This is a genomic window from Enterobacter sp. PL_is514 (genome assembly GCF_055816715.1).
Genome location: NZ_JBVPGN010000025.1, coordinates 137,865 through 145,290 on the forward strand (window position 1 = coordinate 137,865; position 7,426 = coordinate 145,290).

The window sequence follows — 7,426 nt, forward strand, 5'->3', positions numbered from 1 at the left end:
GCCGCAGATGCTAACGTTTTCCAGTGACGAATAACCCCACAGGAAAACACCATGAAAAAAACTGCCCCTCTGCTGATCCTGGCCTCGATGGCCTTTGCCCCTGCTGCCTTTAGCGCCCCTGCCGGCACGCTGAGTGTCCACATTCTCGACCAGCAAACCGGGATGCCGCCGTCAGACGTGACCGTCACGCTGGAGAAGCAGCAGCAGGACAAATGGACCCCCATTGCCAGCGGCAAAACCGACCACGACGGACGCATCAAATCGCTCTATCCGCAGGATCAGGACATGCAGCCTGGCGTGTATAAAGTGACCTTCAAAACCGCAGATTACTTCCACGGCAAAAAGCTCGACTCCTTCTTCCCGGAGATCCCGGTGCTGTTTACCGTGACCCGCACAAACGAGAAACTGCACATCCCGCTTCTGCTGAGTCAGTACGGTTACTCGACCTACAAGGGCAGTTAAGACGCATTGATTTTAAAGGATTATAAAAAATAGTTCCGCGAATACTTGGACAAATTAGTCATGTTGTGTAAGTTTTAGTTATATGAACGGGAGGACAACACCATGACAACGAAACCTGTGCTCGGTATTAGCGGATGTTTGACCGGATCCGCCGTTCGCTTTGACGGCGGACATAAGCGTATGGGCTTCGTCATGGATGAGCTGGCCCAGTGGGTGAATTTCAGGCCCGTCTGCCCGGAAATGGCCATCGGCCTGCCGACCCCTCGCCCGGCGCTGCGTCTGATCGTGACGGAACACGGTGAAACGCAGATGCGTTTTAGCCATGCGCCTCACGAAGACGTTACGCAGAAAATGGCGGACTTTACGGCAGATTTTTTGCCGAAAATCGGCGATCTCGCTGGTTTTATCGTCTGCGCTAAATCCCCAAGCTGCGGCATGGAACGCGTGCGTCTGTATGATGAAAACGGCAACCGGGGCCGCAAGGAGGGGGTCGGGCTGTTCACCGCCGCCCTCCTTGAAACCTGGCCGTGGCTGCCTGTGGAAGAGGATGGACGTCTGCACGATCCGGTGCTGCGGGAAAACTTTGTCGAACGTGTTTTTGCCCTGCACGAACTGAACGCGCTGCGTAAAAATGGGCTCACGCGCCGTGCGCTGCTGGACTTCCACAGCCGTTACAAACTTCAGCTGCTGGCGCACCATCAGGCAGGCTACCGTGAAATAGGCCCGTTCGTTGCCTCGCTGCACGAGTGGGAAGACCTGGATGCCTTCTTCGTGGCGTATCGGGAAAAGCTGATGACCATCCTGAAAAAACCCGCCTCGCGGAAAAATCACACCAACGTGCTGATGCATATTCAGGGGTATTTCCGTAGCCAGCTGAACACCCGCCAGCGCGGCGAGCTGCGCGACGTGATCCTGCACTATCGCAACGGGCAGTTGCCTATTCTCGCCCCGATCACGCTGCTGAAGCACTACCTGGCCGAATACCCCGACCGATATCTGATGACGCAAAACTACTTTGATCCCTATCCTGATGATTTGGGTCTGCGTCTGGCAGTCAAGTGATCATAAAAATGCGAAGGCCCCATTGACCCGTAGAGGCCCAAAGCAGTACCCCGTTTAGACGACATCCTCACTGTCGTCTCTTTTTTGCATTTCATCCAAAAGCCTGTGATTATACACAGGTTTATTCTGCAAAAAAGGGGCCTGCCAGTGATCAACACCCTGCACATTCAAAACTACCGCTCCATCCGCGAGATGTCGCTGGAGCTGGAGCAGCTCAACATCGTCTTCGGGCCGAATGGTACCGGGAAATCCAATATTTACAAGGCGATACATCTGATGCACAGCGCCGCCCAGGGGCAGTTTTCCCAGGCGCTGGCGAACGAGGGCGGCATTCTGAAGGTGTTCTGGGCAGGCAAAACCCGCAGCGACCAACTGCGGCGGATGAATCTGGCCGTAGAAACAGAGACCTACGAATACGAGCTGCAGGTCGGGTTTGTGGAGAAGCTGCCCTATCCCTCGCAGTTTCAGCTCGACCCGGTGATCAAAGAGGAGTCCATCTGGCTGAGCGGCCAGCACCGTCGGCCTTCGTCACAGCTGATGAAACGTAAGAACCAGGCGGTCTTTCTGAACAACGTGCATCACGAGAAGGTGACCCACAGCGGCACGCTGTACGAGAACGAATCGGTATTCGGACAGCTCGGCGAACCGCATCTTTACCCGGAAGTGTCCCAGATGCGCGAGTCCCTGCGTAACTGGCGCTTTTATCATGAGTTTTCCGTCTCATCGGGCTCGGCGATGCGGGCTCCGCAGGTCGGTTTCCGCTCCCCGGTGCTGGCCAGCGACGGCGCCAACCTGGCGGCCGCGTTTCAGACTATCGTCGAGATTGGCGACGAGCTGCTGCTGATGCGCATTCTCGATCAGGCCTTCCCCGGCTGCGTGTTTTACAGCGACAACACCGGCGGACGTTTTCGCATGATGATGCAGCGCGAGGGATTGAGCAGGCCGCTGGAACCGGCAGAGTTCTCCGACGGCACCCTGCGCTTTCTGTGCCTGGCGGTAGCGCTGCTCAGCCCGCGCCCACCGGCGTTTATCGCGTTGAACGAACCGGAAAACAGCCTGCACCCGCAGATGCTGCCCGCGCTGGCGAGCTTAATCGCCGAGGCCAGCCGCTACTCGCAGATCTGGCTCACCAGCCACTCGCCGGAGCTGGCAAAGTTGATTGAGAAGCAGAGGTCGTTTTCGCTGTATCAGCTGTCGATGGTTGAGGGGGAGACGAGGGTGGAGAGGCTGGGGTAGTCTCCAGAGGCACGGAGACTGTTTTTTCGCATCTCGCTTCAGTGAAGTATGCCAATAAAGAAACCCAGATACCTGGCCCGACTTAAAGCAGGAGGGGTCCTTCTGGTTTATCTTTCTTTCTGAACCAATTAGCCCCACTGTCGAGCTATTCTTGCCTGTTGCGTTCGATTGATTCTAAATTCATGTTTTCATACCCGAACTCAGCACCACAAATACGACGCACATAAAAATTTTTACTAATAATTACAGTAACCTACGTTTTACTTTTATCCTTCATGTGCAAGATCTAGTTTAAACACCGTTTTGCTCACCCCTTCAAATATCTTCCTGGAAAACAATTTTATAAACTGCCGCTAAAAGGATAAACCCCAACAAAAAAAATCACATATTTTTCAGTATCTTATAACTTGAAAAACATAGACACTTGGTACTCATCACACGTAAATCCCTCTTGTGGAGTATCATGAGGCGTACCCTTTGTTGACCAATAACGGAGGTTCGGAACGTTGTCTTCAATTGATTGACGTAATTCCGGGGTCAATTTTCCAGACAACTCAATTACCTGATTCATCTTTGACCATCCAGTAGACACGTTCTCAACGTGGTACCCAACTGATATAGCTAAAGCTACGGCATGTTCGATGTAAGGGGACATAATCATTATTAATGCTCCAGATCTATCTTATCGATCAATTGTAAATTATCTCGGTAATCTTTGATAAAATACTGCGTTGCGCCTCCTGGGCCAAGTAATGGGTTTTCTTTCACAATGCCTGATGGAATTGTTATATCATTGAGTACCTCATAAACACCTATTTGCGGCCGATAACCGAACTCAGGATGTGGTGATACCTGCAGGCTCTGGAAAATACTTGTTCGACTGTAATTTCCGTTTATGAGTGTTTCCAGTGAAGTGTAGTAAGACGATTGCCCAGGAATGCCTCCATATACTTTTTGTCCCGCAGGAATAGTTACTCTTTCCCATAAATCAGCAGCATAACCCCACTGAATTTGATCTGATTTAGCGATGTGAATATCAAAATTCGATGATTCTCTACCTGCCTGGCTAGCAGCAATATTGGCTTTTACATTGCTGGCTATTGTCTTCGCTGTTGTCGCTTCAGCAACTGACTTGCCTATCCCAATTGCGCCACCAGCTCCGACCCCTCCAGGAACTATCGCCTCTGAAGCCATTATCCCTGCATTGTTCAGACACAGTACCGCATTACTTGTACAGGCTGCTAACACAGCTTTTGCTGCAGCGGCTATTTCCGGCGAGGCTGCGGCCAGAACACCACCGCCCAATCCCGCTGGGAGCGCCACCATCAACGCTTCCTGCGTAGACAGACCTCTTTGACATGCTGCACCACCAGGATCAGTATTACAGGACATAACATTTTTCGTATGTTCCTGCATGGCTTTTATCTGACCTTCCTCGGTTCCACCGCCTAGTAAATTATTCTCCGCAGTATTCCTCCCTGCACTGGCCCCAGTCGCCGCGCCAGCCGTATTTCCCCCAGCAATCCCGCCAGCTATGCCCGCTGAAACAGACGCCAGCGTGCTCACGGTCTGCCTCTGCTCTTCCGTCAGCATCGACGGGTCTGTGTCCGGATAAAACTGTTTGGCAATCGCTGTCGCAATCAGTTCGCCGGATGCGGCCCCCACAGCACCCGCTGCGGCACTGTTGCCCTGAAGGGCTGCGGTTACGCCGCCGAGGATGGCATGGGCAATCGCTTTTGCCGCCGTATCGTCATCAATGCCTGCATGATGGCCGATGATGTTCGCCAGCTCCGGTGCTGACGCGCCCGCCAGCGCCCCTCCGATATTGCCGCCCGCCAGTCCCTGCAGCGCTGCCGTAGCCGCCTGGATGCCGCGCTGCATGGCGCTGCCGGTTCCGTACGTCACCATCACGTTTTTGTATGCCTGGGTATCACGCAGTTTCGCAAGATAGTTCTGGCGCTCTTTTTCTGTCGCATTTGCGGGGAGTGTTGCGCCGGTTTCTTTCTGGGCCGCCTTCAGCCCGTTAAGATCACCCTGCGTCCTGGCAATATCCGCCACCTGGCTACCAATGTCGCTGATCATCCCAACTGCGTTCAGGCGGTTCTGCTCTTTCTCCTTGTCGAAGATTGGGCTGATGCTGTCGTTGGCATGTTCGGTGTCGCGGCTCAGATCGGCCACGTCCTGCTTCTGGTTTGCTTTGTCGCGGATAGTGAGGGAGCCCTCTGCCACGGCGGCCTGCGTGGTGCCTTCCTTATGGCCTTTATTGCCCGCAACGGAGATCATGCCGCCCGGCAGATTGCCCTGGAATTTATCCCCGAAGCTGCCACCGCCGCTCAGGCTGATACCGGAGTGCGAGGTTTTAAAGTCCGCTTCGTTGTGGATATCGCTGAAGCCCAGCGTCCCGGTATCGAGGCTGTTTTTGTCCGGCGTGGCGGTAGAGGCGATAACCGCGCCATCAAGCTGGGTATGATGCCCCACGGTGATGTCGAAGCCGCCGTCCCCGGCATACAGCCCGGTTTGTTCGGCCACCGAATCAAAGCGGCTCTTCATCTTGTCCTGGCTGGCGTTGATATAGCCTGAACCGGACATAGTGCCGAAGGTGAAGCTGCCACCCGCCGCAACGCTGGTCTGCTTGCTGTCGTAGTCGCTGTTGTTCTGCTGGCTGCGCATCAGCAGGTCGTGACCAACATCTGCCACGATTTTATTGCCGTTAACCTGAGCGCCATCAAGCACGGTGTCGTGCCCGCTTTTTAGGGTGACGTTTTTGCCGCTGTCGATCGTGGTTTCGGTCCAGTCGGTACCGTTGCCTTTATCCTTGCCATGCGCGGCGTTGACGTTGGCAAACACGCTGATACCCGCGCCGTTGCCGCCGGCACCGATGCTCACGCCAATGCCGCCGCCGCTGCTGCTGTTCTTGCCGCTGGTTTTTTGGGTATTCGCCGCGCCGGACAGCAGAATGTCGTTCTGTGCATCCAGCGTAGTATCGCCCCCGGCTTTCAGCTGGCTGCCCGCAATCACGATGTCGCCACTGTTTGTACCTTTGTTTTTGCCGCTCGCGGTGATGGAGAGATTGCTGCCTGCGTTCAGCGTGCTGCCTGCCACCGCATCACTCTCAGCATGCTGCTGTGATTTCGACTTCTGGGTCGTCAGCGAGAGGCTCACACCCATTGCGTTCGGGTCGCCGGTGGTTGCCGCCATATCCGCTGCCTGCCCGGCCTGCACGCCGGACAGCACCGTTTTGGTGGCCTGAAGGGCTTTCAGACGGCCATCACTTTGCTCTTTGGTCTCCTGCGCCGCGCTCACGGCATTGTTAATAGCGCTACCGACGGTGCCGGAGAGCGCCACGGTGAGCCCGCTTTTCTTCTGCTCGAAGGCTTCATCCCGGGTGCGCTTGTCGTGCCCCGGCTCGATGATGACGCTGTCGCCACTGAGGCTTAAATCCTTCCCGGCGATAAGATCCGCCCCGCCGACGTGGGCCTGGTTTCCAGCAGAAATCGCGACGTTACCGCCCGTCGAACCCACCGTACTGAAGCTCTGACTCTGGGAGGTGCCCTTCTCACGGAGATCGTGCGTGCTTTTGCTGCTGCCGATGGTGAAACCAATCCCGCCCGAGCCCATCAGGCCGGATTTTTTCTCTTCCTTAAAGCGCCAGGAGGTGTCGCTGTTCGTGGCCGCCACGATATCGACGTTGTTGCCCGCCTTAAGCTTCACGTCGCCGTCGCCCGCCACGGCGGAGCCGAACACCCGCAGGTTATTGCCCGCCACCACCTGCACGTTATCGCCGCTCAGCAACGAGCCGGATTCACGCGTCGCGCTGTTCTCCTCGATGGTGTGGGTGGTTTTCTTGCTCAGGAACCCTTTTTTGGTTTTGGTCTGCTCTTTGTAGTGATAATCGCTTTCGGTTGCGGTATTGAGATTGACGTCACGGCCCGCCGCTACGCCGATATCGCCCTTCGCCGTCACCTGCGCGGCTTCGGTGGTGACATCGCGTCCGGCGAGGATCTGGGTATTCGCCCCGCTGGCGATCTCGGTTCCCTGCTGGCGCACCGATTCGTTAATAACGGTTTTCTTGCCTGACCTATAGCTGTCGCCCTGCGTGGTCTCTTCCGCAGCCAGATTCACGTCGCGACCCGCCTGCAGCCCGACGCTTTTCTCCGCCGCCAGCGCGGCGGCCTGAGCGTTGATATCCTGTCCGGCCTTCAGGACCAGGTTATCGCCTGCGGAAATAGTGGTGCGAGCGAGTCCGGTGCTGTGGGATTCGCTTTTCCCTTTACGGCTGCTTTCGCTGGTCTGTGTCGCGTTCAGATTGAGATCATTGCCCGCGTTCAGCAGCATATCGCCGCCGGAGGCCAGGTTCGCCCCGGTAACGGTGATGTTTTTTCCCGCCTCAAGCGACAGGCCATCCTGCGCGGTAATGGATGCCGTGTTGCCTGGCAGGGTGTCTTTCAGGCCGATCTTGCCGTACTTCCCTCCGGCGTTGATATCAATCTGCTCAACCTGGGTCAGGTTGTTGATGCTGCCGTCGAGGCTCTCCAGCGCGACCGTTTTGCCGCTGATGGTGGAGCTGATGTTATTGATATCGCCGATGGCGCTCAGGTTCAGGTCGCCGCCCGCTTTCATCAGGCCGTTGTTGAGGTTGCTGATGCTGTTCTGGCTGTCGAGCGTC

At 55.8% G+C, this 7,426-nt stretch carries 3 protein-coding genes and 1 pseudogene; 3 read left to right on the plus strand and 1 reads right to left on the minus strand.

Annotated elements, in window-relative coordinates:
• Window positions 1-51: 51 nt before the first annotated feature.
• The 3 genes from uraH to AC0TNG_RS02755 all read left to right on the plus strand — a co-directional run bounded on the left by uraH (window position 52) and on the right by AC0TNG_RS02755 (window position 2,760).
• A complete protein-coding gene (gene uraH, locus AC0TNG_RS02745) occupies window positions 52-462 on the plus strand; it encodes a hydroxyisourate hydrolase (protein ID WP_024906656.1) in 411 nt (136 codons plus the stop codon).
• A 102-nt stretch (window positions 463-564) separates the two neighbouring features.
• Window positions 565-1,524, plus strand: coding sequence for a YbgA family protein (locus AC0TNG_RS02750; protein WP_024906657.1), 960 nt, complete (start codon window positions 565-567; stop codon window positions 1,522-1,524).
• Between the two features lie 147 nt (window positions 1,525-1,671).
• Window positions 1,672-2,760 carry an AAA family ATPase gene (locus AC0TNG_RS02755; protein WP_024906658.1) on the plus strand — a complete coding sequence of 363 codons (1,089 nt, stop codon included), beginning with the start codon at window positions 1,672-1,674 and terminating at the stop codon, window positions 2,758-2,760.
• Window positions 2,761-4,209: 1,449 nt separating this feature from the next.
• Here AC0TNG_RS02755 and AC0TNG_RS02760 read toward each other — a convergent pair.
• Window positions 4,210-7,426: pseudogene (locus tag AC0TNG_RS02760) on the minus strand (hemagglutinin repeat-containing protein); the annotation flags it as partial.

Excerpts from the sequence above, each read along its gene's own strand:
- uraH (WP_024906656.1), top strand. The coding sequence starts at position 52 with ATGAAAAAAACTGCCCCTCTGCTGATCCTGGCCTCGATGGCCTTTGCC.
- AC0TNG_RS02750 (WP_024906657.1), top strand. The coding sequence starts at position 565 with ATGACAACGAAACCTGTGCTCGGTATTAGCGGATGTTTGACCGGATCC.